This is a genomic window from Streptomyces sp. NPDC050549, from assembly GCF_040655035.1.
Classification (GTDB): Bacteria; Actinomycetota; Actinomycetes; order Streptomycetales; family Streptomycetaceae; genus Streptomyces.
In genome coordinates, this window is the sequence record NZ_JBFAJD010000036.1 from 1 (window position 1) to 15,618 (window position 15,618).

Below are 15,618 nucleotides of genomic sequence, written 5' to 3' on the forward strand. Positions count from 1 at the left end.
TCATCGGCCCGCACGTACAGTGCAGTTGCGAGGGTGTCTATCTCGGTCGTCACACACTGAGAATGGGCACCCTCGCTCCGTCCGCGCAGCTACCCCTTGGAATCAATCATCTAGTCCGGAGCGGGCTGCTCGGGGTATCTCGGCTGCAGAGGACAGGGCGTGAAGGGCCCCGGCGTCAGCGGCGGCCCCGGCTTGAAGGTGCTGTCCCGCAAGTGGCTCGCCAGCCGCTGAGTCCGGACGCTGGAGAGGGTGAGCAACGGCACGGGCCGAGCGCCCGGTCGGGCCGTGAAGGGGGAGCGGCCCCACCGTCGCCGATGCGGATCATGACGGCCACGGGCACCCGGCCAACTCCCCGGCCGACTCACCGTCCACAGCAGCACGAGGCACCGCACCTCGGCCCCACAACGCGGGCCGGGGTGCGGTGCCGGGGCGCCGAAGGCGACCAGCAGCAGGACGACAGCTCGCGCCTCTCGGCTTGTCCTACCGTTCTGGCGCGGGCCCACGCCGGTCATTCGTAGGATCGGTGAGCCCGAGGACTCCGGGTATGGCTGTCAGCCTGTCGCCGTTCGATGGCTGAAAGGACTTGGCCTCCCGGAGCCCGTGACGGTCACAACCGCTCACTGGGAAATCTTCTAACGTTCGGCGTCGAACGCGGCTTGAACCTGATCAACATTTTCGCGGTTCGGCGGACGTGTAGGCGGCCTTCGTCTGATCCTGCGCTCCGTCGCAGAGTGGATCAGCGCGAAGGCCGTGGTCGTGAGTTTGGTGCGTCAGGGCCTCCTGCGGGATGCGTTCGCGGAAGCGTCACCCTTCCGGTCGGAGCTGTAGGCGTGTCTGACCGCGCGGGGCGACGCGTTGTTCGAGTTGTGCGACGCGCTGCTGTGCACGGACGGGCCGGTGCGGACGCTGGTTGATCTCGCGCTCCCGCGCGCGGGGTGGGTGGACGGAGGTCAGGTCAGGACGAGTTCCAGGACCGTGACGGAGAGCGGCGGCAGGGTGCTGGTGAAGGTTGCTGCCGCGCCGGTGACGGTGCTCGTTGTGGGGACCAGCGTGGTGGGGTCGGTCAGTGTGTTGGTGGCGGTGCGCGAGGGTCCGGTCAGGACCGTGGCGGTGGCGTTCTTCTTCACGCCCTTCGCCAGGCCCTTCAGTTCGACCGGTACGTTCACCTTCTCCGTTCCGGAGTTGACGACCGCCAGGTAGAGACGGTTCCCCGCGCGGGTGGCGACCGTGGCGACGACGGGCAACGCACGTGTGGTGGCCGGCAGTACCGTTCTGCCCAACCTGCTTGTCAGCATCTGCTGTGCCCAGTAGCTGGGTGACACATAGCTGGTGAGGTTGTCGTAGGCGATCAGGTTGGTGGCCCAGACGTTGTTCTTGACGTGGGAGAAGAGCGGGGCGTAGCACTCCATGAGGACCTGGTCGGAGTTGCGGATCAGCCCGGCCAGCCATGCTGCGTCGCCCAGCGCGGCGTTGAGGTCGGGCGTGGGGCGTCCCTCCTGGGCGGCCCACTCCCCGACGAAGACCTTGGTCGAGGCGCGGTCCCGGTTGTCGTACTTGTGGGTCGCGGCCTGGGCGGCGGACGGCGCGAGGTAGTAGTGCTCGTCGATCAGGTCGGGCGTGCGGCTCGTGACCGTTGCCGTGGCGATCAGCTTCAGGTGCGGGTACTTCGCCTTGATCGCGTCGTAGAAGGCCGCGAACCGCTCGTTGTAGGACCCGGAGGAGTCGAACCAGTCCTCGTTGCCGATCTCCACGAACTCCAGCGAGAACGGCTCCGGGTGGCCGTCGGCCGCGCGCTTCGCGCCCCAGGTGCTGGTGACCGGACCGGTGACGTACTCGATCTCGTCGAGGGCGTCCTGCACGTACGGCTTGAGGGCGTCGCCGGTGACGTGTTCGCCCTTCAGCGTGTAGCCGGCGAAGACGGCGAGGACCGGCTGGGCGTGCATGTCCTCGACCCAGTGCAGGTATTCGAGGAGGCCGAGCCCGTCCGTGGACCAGTAGCCCCAGGCGTCGTCCATGTGGCCGGGGCGCTCCCAGGCCGGACCGATGGTGTTCTTCCAGTTGAAGCGTGTGGCGATGGTGTTGCCCTCAAGGAAGTTGCCGCCGGGGAAACGCAGGAACTTCGGCTTCAGGGCGACCAGCTTCTCCATCAGGTCGATGCGCAGGCCGTTGGGGCGGTTGTTGAAGGTGGGCGGGAAGAGGGAGACGTACTGGAGCCAGAGGGTCTCGCCTGCGGCGGACGGGTCGTCGGTGGTCACGGTCAGCCTCGCGTCGCCGGCCACAGGAGTGCGCGGACCGGTGCGCAGGGTGAGTTCGAAGGGGCGGTCGGGGAAGTCGGTGCCGACGTGGTGCAGTCGTGCGGAGGCGTACACCGTCGAGCCGTCCGCCGACTCGATGGCCACGGTGAGGGGGCCGATCCGGTGCGACGCCTTGGCGAACAGCCGCGCGGTGTACGTGGTTCGGGGGCGGACGGGGATGCCCCAGAATCCGTCGTTGGCCACTCCGGCCCGGTTGCCGGCCCCGGTGCCGTTCGGCAGTGCGACCTTGAGGGAGCGGCTGAGGGCTTCGTTGAGGGGTGTGGTGGTGTCCAGCGCGAGGGTTGTCCGGCCGACGGCGGACCAGTGGACGGCCGAGGTGTCGCTGGCCATCATCGAGCGGTTCTGCACCAGTTCGGCGTAGATGCCGCCCTCGCCCGAGTGGTTGATGTCCTCGAACATCAGGCCGGGAAGGATGGGGGACACGGCGTGCGCCGGGTTGGCGACGTCCACGCTCAACAACGGTGTCGTGGACTCCACCGGAACCCCGGCCAGCGTCGCGACCTGGTCTGAGGTGAGGGCGGTCGGGAACATCCACACGTCGTCGATCAGACCGTGCCACTGGTCGACGTGCCCGCCGCCGTAGAGGGCGCGACCGATGGCGGTGTCGCCGGTGCCTGCCCAGCCCGCGGTGTAGTCGCTCTCACCCTCCAGCACGCCGTTGACGTAGAGGCGGGTGACACCGGCCGACGGGTCGCTGACTCCGACGAGGTGGGTCCAGGTGCCGGTGGTGGGCGCGGAGGCGGCTGCCGCGACGGCGGCACCCTGTGTGGCGTCCGAGGCGAGCCGGGCGAAGGCGAAGGTGCCGGTGTCGTCGCGCAGCCCGAGGTAGAAGGCGCTGACGACCTGGCCGTCGATACTGACGGCGGTCTGGTAGCCGCCCAGTTGACCGAGGTTCACCCAGGCGGCCACCGAGAACGCCTTGGAGGTGTCGAGGGCGGGCCCGGTGGCCGCGGCGTTGCCGCCCGCGGTGAGGCTCAGGCTGTGGGCGCCGATCTTGCCGGTGTCCCAGGCGGCCGCGCCCTGGAGGGCGGCGGTGTGAGCGTTGCCGGACGAGTCGGCGGCGGAGGATCCGGAGCCCTCGTCGAAGGTCCAGTGCGCGGCTGCGGCGGGCAGCTCCGAGGCAGTGGTGTCCGCCGCGGTGCCGGAGCGTCCGGCGGCCTGTGCCGGAGCGGCGGCGGCGAAGGTTCCGGCCAGGGACGCGGCGCCGAGGGCTGTGAGGACGGTTCTGCGGGGCAGTCCGGTTTCTGCGGGCATGCGGGAGTTCCTTTGCGAGGCGGATCGATCGGACAGCTGCGTATGGGGCGCAGTGAGGGGGAGCGGTGAGTGGCTTTCCGCGGTGGGTTCCGAACGAGTGGGGGCGGGTGATGAGTGCTCGTCTTGGGATCGACGGCCGGGACGGGCCGATGGTCCGCCGCCGGGGAGGCCGGCGGACCATCGGCGGGTCGGTTCTCCGGTCAGGAGGCGATGTCCCACTGCTGGCAGGTGTTGTCGAGCTGCTGCCACTGGCGCACCACGGTGCCGTTGGCCGTTCCGCAGTTCGTGACGTCCAGCGTCATGCCGGTGTTGACGTTGGAGATGGTGTAGTGGCTGCCGACCTTGGTGACGTCCCACTGCTGGCAGGTGTTGCCGAGCGAGGCCCACAACTGGACGGCCGTGCCGTTGCTCTGCCCGCAGTTCTTGTCGTCCAGGACAGTGCCACTGTTGACATTGGTGATCGTGTAGTGGCCGTTGCCCGCGCTCGCGAACTTCCACTGCTGGCAGGTGTTGCCGAGCGAGGACCAGAGGTCGATCGAAGTGCCGTTGGCCGTACCGCAGTTCACCGCGTCCAGGACCTTGCCGGAGTTGGTGTTGGTCAGGCGGTAGGCGGTGCCGGTGACCGGGAAGCTCGCGGTCGGGGTGGTGTACCCGACGGAGGTGACGTTGGCCTGTACGGCGTTGTCGGTGGCGTCGGACGGATAGCCGGAGGTCATGACGCCTTCGAAGAAGGAGCCGTCGGACCCGTTGCTGTTGTCACCACCGGTGCCCAGGACGATGGCACCTTCCTTGTGCATCGGGTTGTATCCGCTGGTGGTGGGCAGGGCCCCGTTGTAGAAGGTGCTCAGTGAACCCGACTGGGCGTTGCCGCCCTTGATCGCGTAGGCCGAGGTGCCGTTGTTCTTCTCCATGGCGGTGACGTACTCGCTGGAGATGCCGGTGTTGCCCGAGTAGGCGCCGTTCGCCCCGAAGAACAGTCCGTTCTCCAGGTCCGCCTCGACCCAGGGACCGGAGCCGGTGCAGGAGAACCAGCACTCCGTACCGAAGTTGATCGCGTCCATGTGGCCGTTGCCGGTGTCGTTGCCGGACGTCTCGGCATTGCCGTAGTCGAAGCAGCACCGGTTGTTCACGTGGTGGCCGCTGGTCACCATGTACGCGCCCTCGGGGGAGCTGCCGGTGGCGATGCCCGTAGTGCTGTTGTCGCGGTAACCGACTCCCGCGGAGACGAAGACGCCGTACGCCGCGTGGCCGCCGACCGTGACCGGCAGGGCGTTGGCGATCGCACCGACGTCCTGGCCGCCGTTGCCGCCCGGGCCCTCGATGGTGAGGTCGTTGTGGTGCGAGCTCTGGTCGTAGATCTTGGTGATGACGCAGGTCGTGCCGGAGCAGAAGGAGTCCTGTGCCGCCGCGTTGGCATAGCCGCCGGTGCTGAGGACGCCGATGTCGGTGGTGGTGGAGTCCGAGGCACGCTTGACCTGGTAGAGAGCGCCGGCGTAGGAGGCGTAGAGGGCTCGCGTGGTGCTGTGCGCCGCGGCGCAGGGGGTGCCGGCGGAGGCGTAGATGTCACACGGCAGGGACGAGGCCGCCTGGGCGGTGCCCGCGGTGCCGATGGCCCCGACCAGGATGCCGGCGACAAGTGCGAGGACCGCGCCGACCACCCTCAGCCGGAGCCCTCTCAGATGCCTTGCTATCACTGTGAACCTCTTCCGTGTCACGTTCTTCTCGGGCCCGGCGTCGCCTGCGCAGCGAGCGGGGGGACGTCCGGTATGCGGTGGTCTGCATGCCGGGAGCTGCCGCCGGGACATGGGGTCGGCGCTGAACGGGGCATCGCCGTCCCGCTCGGCGGGAAAATGTGAGCGCTAACAATCGAGGTTCCCGGATGCCGTCACTCATCCGGGCTCCATGGGGACAGGGGTGTTGGCGACCTGTGTCTTCCTCTGTTCGGGCACGGCTGCCGAGCGTGATGACTGCATGCCGGAACGGCTGACCCGGCCTGGAACCGGGGCGTTGTGCAGGTGCCGACCTCGTACGGTCGACGGTGATCGACCGGTCTCGCAACTCCGCCTTTTTTACGCGGGGATGAATGGGCGGTCAACAGTGGCGGACGGTCAAGAGTGTGGAAACGAATGCCCTGGATTTCGTGGGGGATGGTCTGCGGTCACGGTGGAGCGGAGCCCTTTTCGGCAACGACCTGCCAGCTCAGGGCAGTTCGAGGGTGCGTGACAACGCTGTCCGAAACATCCGAAAGCGAGCAGTTGCGATCCTTGACCCCTCCGGAATGTGTGCGCTAACAATTCTCCACGGCAGGCTGGTTCCGGCCGGAGAAGCAACCGATCGGAAACACGGCAGCACGTGAGGAGGCGGAGGATGGACGGGGAACGCGCACCGGTGATGGCGGACGTGGCCCGGATCGCGGGTGTCTCGCATCAGACCGTTTCACGGGTCCTCAACGACCACCCGAACGTACGGTCCGCCACCCGTGACCGTGTGCTCGCCGCAGTCCGTGAACTCGGATACCGCCCCAACGCCGCCGCCCGCAACCTGGCCACCCGACGCACCCGCACCCTGGGTGTGATCAGCTTCAACACCACGCTGTACGGGCCGGCCTGCATGCTCTACGGCATCGAGCAGGCGGCCAGGCAACACGAGTACTTCGTCACCGTGGCCGCGGTCGGCACGCTCGATCGCCGTTCGGTGCTGGACGCCGTCGACCGCCTTCGGGACCAGGGTGTCGAGGGGATCATCGTCATCGCGCCACAGACCTCGGCCGTCGGAGCGCTGGCGAGCGTGCCGTCGGACGTGCCGCTGGTCGCGGTCGGCTGCGGCACCCACGCCAAGCTCGCCTCCGTCGCCGTGGACAACGAGGCGGGTGCCGAACTCGCCACCTCCTACCTGCTCGACCTCGGCCATCGCACCGTGCACCACATGGTCGGGCCGCGTTCCTGGCTCGACGCGCAGGAGCGCGAGACCGGATGGCGCAACACCCTGGAAAAGCGGGGTGCTCCGACGGTCGAACCGTTGGGCGGCGCCGACTGGACGGCCCGTACCGGATTCGAGGTCGGTCAACGGATCGCAGCCGACCCCGAAGTCACCGCGGTGTTCTGCGCCAACGACCACATGGCCCTCGGCCTGCTGCGGGCTGTGCAACAGGCCTGCCGCCGGGTGCCCGAGGACATCAGCGTCGTCGGATTCGACGACATGCCGGAGACCGAGTATTTCGGCCCGTCACTGACCAGCGTCCGTCAGGACTTCGACGAACTCGGCCGGCGTGCCCTGCGCGCTCTGATCGAGATCGTCGGTGACCCGGATGCGGGGCTCCCGGCGGCCGACGAGAGACCTCACATCGTCATCCCACCCAGTCTTGTGGTGCGCACGTCGGCGACCCGACCCCGGCACTGACCGGCGCCTCGGTCGCACCACCGGCCTGCCCAGAGAAGAGGAAACGAGATGGGCCCCTTCCCGTTAGCGTGACCGCCGACCATCCTGCCGCGGGCCCCCGATCACCCGGGCGCCGTCGCACGTGAGTGCCGTAGGCCGAACGACCGCTGTTCCCGGTCCACTTGGGTCACGGGACCGGACAAGTGGTCCGTCCTCCGACCCGATGGTCCCCACTACCTGACAGCCCGTCAGGCGGCCGTAGACTGCCGCCCTCGCCGCGTTCACCACGTTCGGCCTTCACACTCCTGCAGCCGACTTCTAGCTCCCCAGGACTTCCTGGCCGGACTGCCACCGACCATCCCCCCCCGCCTCCGACGCACCGTCATGCCCAACAGCCGGAGCGGGCCGGCAGGTCAGTGCCCCGGTCGTTTCCCGATCCGCCCACACCGCATCCGGTCGTGGGAGCTCTCTTCACCCCGACACGCCCCGAAAGGCTCTGATCAACCATGATCCGTACCAGAAGGTCCCGCACCGTGGCCGCCGCAGCCGTGGTGTTCATCTCGCTCGCCGCGGCCGGCTGCTCCAAGAACGCCACCGGCTCCTCCGGCTCGGACTCGGCGAGCTCCAGCGCCGCCCCGGTCGCGTTGGCCGGCTCGGTCACCTTCAACCAGACGAACCTCGCCAAGCTCGACGCGGCACTGAAGTCCGCGCTGGCCGGGAAGGACCTGTCCAAGGTCGACATCGCGATGGTCGTGAACGTGGCCGCCGACTACTGGAAGGCCGGCCAGGTCGGCTTCCTCAAGGGCTGCTCCGACCTCGGCATATCGAAGAGCAAGTGCACCTACTTCGCCCCGCCCAACGGCAAGTTGACCGAACAGAACTCCGAGCTGGAGACCTTGCGCTCGCAGGGTGTCACCGGCTACTCGATCTCGGCGATCGACCCGACCTCGGCCGCGGGCACCATCCACACCGACGTCCAGAAGGGCATCGGAGTCCTCGCGATCGACTCACCGCTGCCCGGCACCGATGCCGCCTCCCTTTACCTGGGCACCCCGAACTACACCGCCGGCTTCCAGGCCGGCACCGCGATGAAGCAGGTCCTCGGCGGCAAGGGCAAGGTGGCCATCCTGGTCGGCTCGCTCACCGCGTCGAACGCCACCCAGCGCATCGCAGGCTTCGAGGCCGCGCTCAAGGGCACCAAGATCACCGTCGCCCAGAAGGTCAACGACAACCTCCAGGCCAGCACCGCGACCTCCGACGCCGAGACCATCCTCGCCAACAACCCCGACGTCACCGGCCTCTACGGCGTCTACTCCTACGACGGTCCCGCGCTGGCCCAGGCGGTGACCTCAGCCGGCAAGACCGCCTCGGTGCACATCGTGTCCGACGACTCCGACGCCCAGACACTGAAGTTCATCAAGTCGGGCGTCATCTCCGGCACCGTCGTGCAGATGCCGTACCAGCAGGGCTACACCGGGGCGTACATCCTGGCCGCGGAGAAGGTGCTGGGCAAGGCCGCGACGATGGCGCTCGTCAAGCCCTACCTGGAGAAGGACGGTTCGACCCTCAGCTCCGGCGTGGGCCTGGTCACCAAGTCCGACCTGAGCGCGTACCAGTCCCTCGAGTCGCAGCTCGGGATCGGCTGAGCATGACGGCCACGGAGAACGCCCCGGGCCGCGCGATCACGGCGCGGCTGCGGGGGGTGCACAAGTCCTACGGACCGGTGCGCGTCCTCGACCTGCCTGAACTCGACCTGTACGCCGGCCAGGTGATCGGCGTGGTCGGCGAGAACGGCGCCGGAAAGTCCACGCTGATGGGCACGCTGGCCGGGTCCGTCCACCGGGACGGCGGCGAGATCCTGGTCGGCGGCGAGCCTCTCGCCGCCGGGTCGACCGAGGCCGCGGGACAGCTCGGTATTGCCATGGTCTCCCAGGAGTTCCCGCTGGTCGGACAGCTCTCGGTGGCGGAGAACCTGCTGCTGGGCCGCCGCCCGCGGAAGTCGAAACGCCGGGTCCTGGTCGACGGCGCCGCGCAGCGTGCCGAGGCGAAGGCGATGCTGGCGGAGATCGGTCTGTCCGCCGAGACGATTCCGGTGAGCCGGGAGGTGCGCACCCTTCCGGTGCCGACCCGGCAGATGATCGAGATCGCCAAGGCCTGGGGCCGCGAGCCCAAGCTGCTGATCCTGGACGAACCGACCTCCTCGCTGGGGCCGGTCGAGGCCGAGATGGTGCTGGGCCTGGCCCGCCAACTCGCCGACCGCGGCGGCACGGTGCTGTTCATCGGGCACCGTCTGGACGAGGTGCGGGAGATCAGCGACCGCGTCCTGGTCCTGCGCAACGGCAGGCTGGTCGCCGACCTCGAACCGGCCGAGGCCACCGAGGAACGGCTGATCCGGGAGATGGTCGGCGGCGAGGTCGCACAGGGCGAGCCGAAGGCGCCGCCGGCGACGAGCCCGGTCCTGCTGCAGGTCGAGGGACTGACCGCGGACGGTCTCGGCCCCGTCGACCTGGAGGTGCGCGAAGGCGAGATCCTGGGCGTGGCCGGGCTGATGGGCTCGGGCCGCAGCCGCCTGGTCCACACGATCGCGGGCGCGCAGCCCTCGACGGGCGGCCGGATGCGGCTGGGCGGCGAGTCCTACCGGCCGCGTGGCGCGGGTGACGGTGTGGCGGCCGGGATCGCCCTGATCCCCGAGGACCGCAAGGAACAGTCGCTGGTCCTGTTCGCGTCGATCCGGTCCAACGTCGTCGTCTCGGTGCTCAAGCGGATCAGCACCCGTGGCCTGCTCGGGCCCGGCCGCGAGCGCGCCGAGGCACGGAAGATCACCGAGAACGTCAACGTGCGGATGCAGTCCGTGGAGCAGCCGATCGGTTCGCTCTCCGGCGGCAACCAGCAACGCGCCATCTTCGGCCGGGCGTTCGCCGCCGAGCCGCGCCTGCTGCTGCTCGACGAGCCGACCCGCGGCGTGGACGTGGGCGCGAAGGCGGAGATCTACAAGCTGATCGACCGGGCGGCGGAGCAGGGCATGGCGCTGGTGGTCGCCTCCTCCGAACTGGAGGAGCTGCTGTGGATCTGCCACCGCATCGCGGTGATGAACCACGGCCGGGTGGCCACGGTCATCGACCGGGCCGACGCCACCAAGGAACGGATCATGACGGCCGCGGCCGGAACGTCCCCGCTCGACCCGGAAACGCCGGACCAGGAACAACTGACGAACGGAGCCACAGCATGAGCGCGCAGAGCACGCTCGCACCCGAAGAGGCCGCGCCGCGCTCCCGCCCGGCCCTGTCGAGCCTCGCCCGCAAACTCGCCGCCTCCCCGGAGGCCGGCGTGATCATCGCCTGCGTGCTCGTGTTCGTCGGGATCGCGGCCAACGCGGAGACGTACACCGCGGTGGGCAACCTCCAGGTGATGGGCCGCGACCTGTCGCAGGTCGGCATCCTGGCGATCGGCGAGTCGCTGGTCATCCTGACCGGTGGCATCGATCTCTCGGTGGGCGCGCTGGCAGGTCTGGCCGGGATCCTGGCCGCGTGGATGAACGTGAACGAGGGCATGCCCGCGCCCCTCGCGATCCTGTTCACGCTGGTGATCTGCGGTGGGGTCGGTCTCTGGCACGGCATCATGGTCACCCGCCTGAACGTGCCGCCCTTCGTGATCACCCTGGTCACCTACACCGTGGCGCAGGGCATGGCGCTCGCGATCACCAGCGGCTCGCCCATCAACAATCTCTCGCCGCTGTTCAGCAACCTGAGTCAGTACTACATCGGCGAAGTGCCGGTCCCCGCACTGTTCTTCGTCGGCGCGGCCGTCATCGCCTGGTTCGTGCTGGAGCGCACCTACGTGGGCCGGCAGATCTACGCGGTCGGCGGCAACAAGGAGGCAGCCCGGCTGGCCGGTATCCCAACCGCCCGACGGATCACCTCCACCTACGTGGCCAGCGCTGCACTGGCCGGTGTGGTCGGCATCATGGTGATCGGCCGGATGAACGTGGCCGACCCGTCGGTCGGCGCCGGTTGGGAACTGACCGCGATCGCCGCAGCGGTGGTCGGCGGCATGTCGCTCTCCGGCGGCGAGGGCCGCATCGCCGGCATCGCGGCGGGCGCGATTCTGCTGGAGTTCATCACCAACGGCCTGCTCGCGCTCAAGGTCAGCCCGTACGACCAGCAGGTGGTCCAGGGAGCGGTCCTCGGCATCGCCATCCTGCTCGACCGGGCACGGGCCCGCTACTTCGGCAAGAGCCGTAGCTAGTACGTCGATCGACTTCGCCGATCTCTGCGTGGATGCCGCCGCGGCGGCATCTTCGAAGAGTCGGACAGCGATCGTGATATCGAACATCCTTGAAAGGAGACTGATGGTGAATGCCGGAGACCGGACGGCAGGGAACCCGGAACCCTGTGTCATCGGAGTCGATTACGGGACGCTGTCGGGGCGGGCGGTGGTGGTGCGGGTCGCCGATGGTGCCGAGCTGGCCTCCGCCGAGCACCCGTATGCTCATGCGGTCCTGGACCGGCAGCTTCCCGACGGCACCCTGCTGCCGCCCGACTGGGCGCTTCAGGTGCCCGCGGATTACATCGACGTGCTGCGTATCGCCGTCCCGGAGGCGCTGGCGCGTTCGGGGGTGCGGCCGGAGCAGGTCGTGGGGATCGGTACGGACTTCACCGCGTGTACGGTCCTGCCGGTCCTGGCCGACGGTACGCCGCTGTGCGAACTGTCCCAGTTCGTGGGCCGTCCGCATGCCTACGTCAAGTTGTGGCGCCACCATGCCGCGCAGGCCCAGGCGGACCGGATCACGGCGCTGGCCGAGGTGCGCAAGGAGCCCTGGCTGCGGCGGTACGGAGGGAAGATCTCCTCGGAGTGGGAGTTCGCCAAGGCCCTGCAACTCCTCGAAGAGGATCCCGAGCTCTACGAGGTGACCGAGCGGTGGATCGAGGCCGCGGACTGGATCGTGTGGCGCCTGTCCGGCTCTTATGTCCGCAACGCGTGCACCGCCGGGTACAAGGGGCAACTGCAGGACGGGAGTTACCCCTCCGCCGGCTATCTGGCCGCCCTCAACCCCGACTTCGCGGGTTTCGTCATCGACAAGCTGGACCAGCCGGTCGGCCAACTCGGGGAGCGGGCAGGCGGGTTGACGGCCGAGGCGGCGGCGTGGACGGGTCTGCCCGAGGGCATCGCCGTGTGCGTGGGGAACGTCGACGCGCATGTGACCGCCCCCGCGGCGACTGCCGTGGAGCCGGGCCGGATGGTCGCCATCATGGGCACCTCCACCTGTCATGTGATGAGCAGCGACCGGTGGGCCGAAGTACCGGGCATGTGCGGGGTCGTCGACGGCGGCATCCTGCCGGGGCTGTGGGGGTATGAGGCCGGGCAGAGCGGGGTGGGGGACATCTTCGGCTGGTTCGTGCGCACCGCCTTCCCCGCCTCGTACGCCGAACAGGCTGCCGCGCTCGGCCGTGATCCGCACGAGCACCTCACAGCCCTGGCGGCCGAACAGCGGGTGGGGGAGCACGGGCTGGTCGCGCTGGACTGGCAGAGCGGCAACCGGTCGGTTCTGGTCGACCACGATCTCAGCGGTGTCGTGGTGGGCCTGACGCTGTCGACCCGGCCGGAGGACGTCTACCGCGCGCTGCTGGAGGCCACCGCCTTCGGTACCCGCACCATCATCGAGGCGTTCGAGACGGCCGGGGTGCCGGTGCGGGAACTGATCGTCGCGGGCGGGTTGATGAAGAATCCGCTGCTCATGCAGATCTACGCCGACGTCACGCGCCGCCCCCTCGGTGTCATCGACTCGGCGCAGGGGCCCGCGCTCGGTGCGGCGATGCACGCGGCGGTCGCCGCCGGTCTGTACCCCGACATCCGTGCCGCCGCCCAGGCGATGGGCAAGGCCCGGCCGGCCGTCTACCGGCCCGACCCGGAACGCGCGGCGGCCTATGACCGGCTGTATGCCGAATACCGGCTGCTGCACGACTACTTCGGCCGCGGTGCCAACGAGGTCATGCACCGTCTGCGCCGCCTGCGCGCCGAGGCCTCCGCCTGAGCGGCACCCCCTTGCCCGGCGGTCAACTCCCTTTGAAAGGAATCTCGATGACCGTGGCAGACCTGCATCCCGGCGTTGACGACATTCGTCGAGAACTGCGTCGCGCCATCAACGTCGAGTGCCACCACCCAGTGGTGCCAGTCGCCAGCCCCTGAGACCCGGCGGCTATTCCCTCCGAGTCATCAACGGCAGACCCCATAAGCCGCGTCCCAACCGCCCAACACTCTGAAGGAACCCTCATGGACACCGACACCAGCCCCTACCCGGACCAGGAGATCTGGTTTCTCACCGGCAGTCAGGGCCTGTACGGCGACGACATCCTGCACCAGGTCGCCGAGCAGTCCCAAAGTATCGCCGAGATCCTCTCCGGCCCGGGGAAGATCCCGGTCAGGATCGTGTGGAAGCCGGTCCTCACCGACGCCGACGCGATCCGCCGGGTGTGCCAGGAGGCGAGCGCCTCCGACGCCTGTGTGGGCGTGATCGTGTGGATGCACACGTTCTCGCCGGCCAAGATGTGGATCGCCGGTCTGTCCGCCCTTGACCGGCCGTTGCTGCACCTGCACACCCAGTACAACCTGTCGCTGCCCTGGCCCAGCATCGACATGGACTTCATGAACCTCAACCAGGCCGCCCACGGCGACCGGGAGTTCGCCCACATCGAGTCCCGCCTCGGCATCGACCGCAAGATCGTCGCCGGGCACGCCACCGACCCCAGGGTCGTCCACCGCGTCGCGGCCTGGGCCAGGGCCGCCGTCGGCCGCCACGCCTCGCGCACCCTGCGCCTGGCCCGCTTCGGCGACAACATGCGCGACGTCGCCGTGACCGAGGGCGACAAGGTCGAGGCCCAGCTCCGGTTCGGGTACTCGGTGAACACCTACGCGGTCAACGACCTGGTGGCCGTCGTCGACCAGGTCACCGACGAGGAGACGACCCGACTGGCCGCCGAGTACGTCGAGGTGTACGACGTGGTCCCGGCCCTGCGCCCCGGCGGCATCCGCCACGACTCCCTCCTCTACGCGGCCCGCCAGGAGATCGGCCTGCGTAGCTTCCTCACCGAGGGCGGCTTCACCGCCTTCACCACCAACTTCGAGGACCTGGGCGGACTGCGCCAGCTGCCCGGTCTCGCCGTCCAGCGTCTGATGGCCGACGGCTACGGCTTCGGCGGCGAGGGCGACTGGAAGACCTCCGCGCTGCTGCGCACGATGAAGGTCATGGGCACCGGCAAACCCGGCGGCACCTCCTTCATGGAGGACTACACCTACCACCTCGGCCCCGGCACCCCCCGCATCCTCGGCGCCCACATGCTCGAGGTCTGCCCCTCGATCGCCGCCGACCTCCCCAGCTGCGAGATCCACCCCCTGTCCATCGGCGGCCGCGAGGACCCCGTCCGCCTCGTCTTCAACGCGGCCCCCGGCCCCGCCCTGGTCGTCGGCCTCTCCGACCTCGGCGACCGCTTCCGCCTCACCGCCAACACCGTCGACGTCGTCACCCCCAGCGAACCCCTGCACCGCCTCCCGGTCGCCCGCGCCGTGTGGAAACCCCGCCCCTCACTCGCCGAATCCGCCGAGAGCTGGCTGCTCGCCGGCGCCCCCCACCACACCGTCCTCAGCTCCGCCGTCGACACCGAGACCCTCACCGACTACGCGGCGATGACCGGCGTCGAACTGCTCACCATCGACGAGACCACCCACACCGGGCACCTCGCCAAGGAGATCCGCTGGAACGCCGCCTACCACCGGCTCGCCCAGGCCCTCTGACCCCCCATGACCCCGATGACCCCCCGTGACCCCCGTGACCCCTCTGATCCCCGTGATCCTGACCGATCCGCAAGGAGAGCACCGATGACCGCGCGAGTCCGTGACGGCCTGCGGCACGAGGTACTGGACGCCAACCTGACCATCCCCCAGGCCGGGCTGGCCACGTTGACCTGGGGCAACGTGAGCGGCGTCGACCGCGAGGCCGGCGTGTTCGTCATCAAGCCCTCCGGGGTGCCCTACGACGGCCTTGTCCTCGACGACCTGGTCACCGTGCGGCTGTCCGACGGCAAGGTCGTCGGCGGCGACCTGCGCCCCTCCACCGACACCGAGACCCACCGCTGCCTCTACCTCGCCTTCCCCTCCATCGGCGGCATCACCCACACCCACTCCACCCACGCCGTCGCCTTCGCCCAGGCCCGCCGCGACATCCCCGTCCTGGGCACCACCCACGCAGACACCTTCAACGGACCCGTCCCCTGCACCCCCGACCTCACCCCCGACCAGTGCGCGAAAGACTACGAGTACAACACCGGCCGCGTGGTCGTCGACCTGCTGGAGAGCGACGACCGCAGGGCCGTCGAGGTCCCGGCCGCCCTCGTCGCCAACCACGGCCCCTTCACCTGGGGCGCGACGGCCCGAAAGTCCCTGGAACACGCGATCATCTGCGAAGCCGTCGCCGAGATGGCCATCCAGACCCTGGCCCTGTCCCCGACCGCCCCACCACCCCCACACCTCCTCGCCCGCCACTACACCCGCAAACACGGCCCAAACGCCTACTACGGCAACCCGGGACCGGAGGCGTCTCGCAGCTGACCGCCGCCGTCCGCCGAACCGGCTCACGCCGCGCCGGGGCAAGCGCCCGCCCGCGCCCAGGTGCGGCCAC

At 69.3% G+C, this 15,618-nt stretch carries 9 protein-coding genes; 7 read left to right on the forward strand and 2 right to left on the reverse strand.

Annotated features, from left to right (window positions below; all coding sequences use genetic code 11):
- Nucleotides 1-950 precede the first annotated feature (950 nt).
- A complete protein-coding gene (locus tag AB0I51_RS36950; RefSeq protein ID WP_362982768.1) occupies nucleotides 951-3,569 on the reverse strand; it encodes a LamG-like jellyroll fold domain-containing protein in 2,619 nt (872 codons plus the stop codon).
- Between the two features lie 200 nt (nucleotides 3,570-3,769).
- Entirely contained in the window at nucleotides 3,770-5,227 is a 1,458-nt protein-coding gene (locus AB0I51_RS36955) for an arabinofuranosidase catalytic domain-containing protein (protein ID WP_362982769.1), read from the reverse strand.
- A gap of 709 nt (nucleotides 5,228-5,936) precedes the next feature.
- On the opposite strand from AB0I51_RS36955, the gene AB0I51_RS36960 reads away from it, so the two are divergent.
- The 7 genes from AB0I51_RS36960 (at nucleotide 5,937) to araD (ending at nucleotide 15,548) form a co-directional block, all read left to right on the forward strand.
- The gene (locus AB0I51_RS36960; RefSeq protein WP_362982770.1) at nucleotides 5,937-6,968 is read left to right on the forward strand and encodes a LacI family DNA-binding transcriptional regulator; all 1,032 of its coding nucleotides are present in this window, start codon (nucleotides 5,937-5,939) and stop codon (nucleotides 6,966-6,968) included.
- A 485-nt stretch (nucleotides 6,969-7,453) separates the two neighbouring features.
- Nucleotides 7,454-8,593 carry a substrate-binding domain-containing protein gene (locus AB0I51_RS36965; protein WP_362982771.1) on the forward strand — a complete coding sequence of 380 codons (1,140 nt, stop codon included), beginning with the start codon at nucleotides 7,454-7,456 and terminating at the stop codon, nucleotides 8,591-8,593.
- A gap of 2 nt (nucleotides 8,594-8,595) precedes the next feature.
- On the forward strand, nucleotides 8,596-10,176 hold the full coding sequence (locus AB0I51_RS36970) for a sugar ABC transporter ATP-binding protein (RefSeq protein WP_362982772.1): 1,581 nt from the start codon (nucleotides 8,596-8,598) through the stop codon (nucleotides 10,174-10,176).
- Entirely contained in the window at nucleotides 10,173-11,192 is a 1,020-nt protein-coding gene (locus AB0I51_RS36975) for an ABC transporter permease (protein WP_362982773.1), read from the forward strand. Before AB0I51_RS36970 ends, AB0I51_RS36975 begins: the two co-directional genes overlap by 4 nt.
- 103 nt (nucleotides 11,193-11,295) lie before the next feature.
- Nucleotides 11,296-12,978: a ribulokinase gene (gene araB / locus AB0I51_RS36980; RefSeq protein WP_362982774.1), complete on the forward strand. Its 1,683-nt coding sequence runs from the start codon at nucleotides 11,296-11,298 to the stop codon at nucleotides 12,976-12,978.
- Nucleotides 12,979-13,217: 239 nt separating this feature from the next.
- Entirely contained in the window at nucleotides 13,218-14,735 is a 1,518-nt protein-coding gene (gene araA / locus AB0I51_RS36985) for an L-arabinose isomerase (RefSeq protein ID WP_362982775.1), read from the forward strand.
- Between the two features lie 84 nt (nucleotides 14,736-14,819).
- Nucleotides 14,820-15,548: an L-ribulose-5-phosphate 4-epimerase AraD gene (araD, locus tag AB0I51_RS36990; RefSeq protein WP_362982776.1), complete on the forward strand. Its 729-nt coding sequence runs from the start codon at nucleotides 14,820-14,822 to the stop codon at nucleotides 15,546-15,548.
- The last annotated feature ends 70 nt before the right edge of the window (nucleotides 15,549-15,618 follow it).

Bases quoted from the DNA above. Each gene is read 5' to 3' on its own strand.
- AB0I51_RS36950 (WP_362982768.1), bottom strand. From the start codon at position 3,569: ATGCCCGCAGAAACCGGACTGCCCCGCAGAACCGTCCTCACAGCCCTC.
- AB0I51_RS36960 (WP_362982770.1), top strand. From the start codon at position 5,937: ATGGACGGGGAACGCGCACCGGTGATGGCGGACGTGGCCCGGATCGCG.
- AB0I51_RS36965 (WP_362982771.1), top strand. From the start codon at position 7,454: ATGATCCGTACCAGAAGGTCCCGCACCGTGGCCGCCGCAGCCGTGGTG.
- AB0I51_RS36970 (WP_362982772.1), top strand. From the start codon at position 8,596: ATGACGGCCACGGAGAACGCCCCGGGCCGCGCGATCACGGCGCGGCTG.
- AB0I51_RS36975 (WP_362982773.1), top strand. From the start codon at position 10,173: ATGAGCGCGCAGAGCACGCTCGCACCCGAAGAGGCCGCGCCGCGCTCC.
- araB (WP_362982774.1), top strand. From the start codon at position 11,296: ATGGTGAATGCCGGAGACCGGACGGCAGGGAACCCGGAACCCTGTGTC.
- araA (WP_362982775.1), top strand. From the start codon at position 13,218: ATGGACACCGACACCAGCCCCTACCCGGACCAGGAGATCTGGTTTCTC.
- araD (WP_362982776.1), top strand. From the start codon at position 14,820: ATGACCGCGCGAGTCCGTGACGGCCTGCGGCACGAGGTACTGGACGCC.